This window comes from Pseudomonas sp. SB113, from assembly GCF_040754745.1.
Classification (GTDB): domain Bacteria; phylum Pseudomonadota; class Gammaproteobacteria; order Pseudomonadales; family Pseudomonadaceae; genus Aquipseudomonas; species Aquipseudomonas grimontii.
This window is the reverse complement of the sequence record NZ_JBFMHW010000062.1, coordinates 1-969: the sequence shown is the minus strand read 5'-3', so window position 1 is coordinate 969 and position 969 is coordinate 1. Positions and strand designations below refer to the sequence as shown.

The window sequence follows — 969 nt, the reverse complement described above, 5'->3', positions numbered from 1 at the left end:
GCTTCATAGCGATAGCGATTCATCAGGCGTCCCGTGTTACGCGCAGGATTTCTTCCGGCGCGGTGGCGCCACTGCGCACCCAGCGCTCACCGTCTTCACGCATGCTGAACATCCCCGCACGGCGCGCCGCCACGCGCAGATCCTGCTCGCCGGCGCCCTGGTGGATCAAGCTACGCACCTCGTCGTCGACGCAAAACAATTCATGGATACCGGTCCGCCCGCTGTAGCCAATCTGATTGCACTGCGCGCAGCCCACCGGGCGCCAGGTGCCAGGCGCGGCGGGGTCTTCCTGTTTGCAATGCGGGCACAGGCGGCGGACCAGGCGTTGCGCCAGGACGCCCAGCAGTGACGAGGCCAACAGGAATGGCTCGACGCCCATATCGATCAGGCGGTTGACCGCCGACACCGCATCGTTGGTGTGCAGGGTCGCCAGCACCAGGTGCCCGGTGAGCGAGGCCTGCACCGCGATTTGCGCGGTCTCCAGGTCGCGGATTTCACCGATCATGATGATGTCCGGGTCCTGGCGCAGGATCGCCCGCAGCGCCAGGCCGAAGGTCATGTCGATCTTGGCGTTGACCTGGATCTGGCTGATGCCCGGCAGGTCGTATTCCACCGGGTCTTCCACGGTGAGGATATTGCTGGTGCTCGCATCCAGCCGTGCCAACGCGGCGTACAGGCTGGTGGTCTTGCCGCTGCCCGTGGGCCCGGTGACCAGCACGATGCCGTGGGGCTGGCGAATCAGGGTGTCGAGGCGGGCGAGCAACTGCGGCTCCATGCCCAGGGTCTCCAGTTGCAAGCGCCCGGCCTGTTTGTCGAGCAGGCGCATCACCACGCGCTCGCCATGCCCGGTGGGCACCGTCGAGACACGAATGTCGATGGGTCGCCCGGCCACGCGCAGGGCGATACGCCCGTCCTGGGGCAGGCGTTTTTCGGCGATGTCGAGCTGGGCCATGATCTTGATCCGCGACA

1 protein-coding gene is annotated in these 969 nt (G+C 66.4%); it reads right to left on the bottom strand.

The annotated features are described in order from the left end of the window. Positions 1-22: 22 nt before the first annotated feature. A partial coding sequence (locus AB1462_RS31395; RefSeq protein ID WP_367248950.1) for a GspE/PulE family protein occupies positions 23-969 on the bottom strand: 947 nt, incomplete at its 5' end.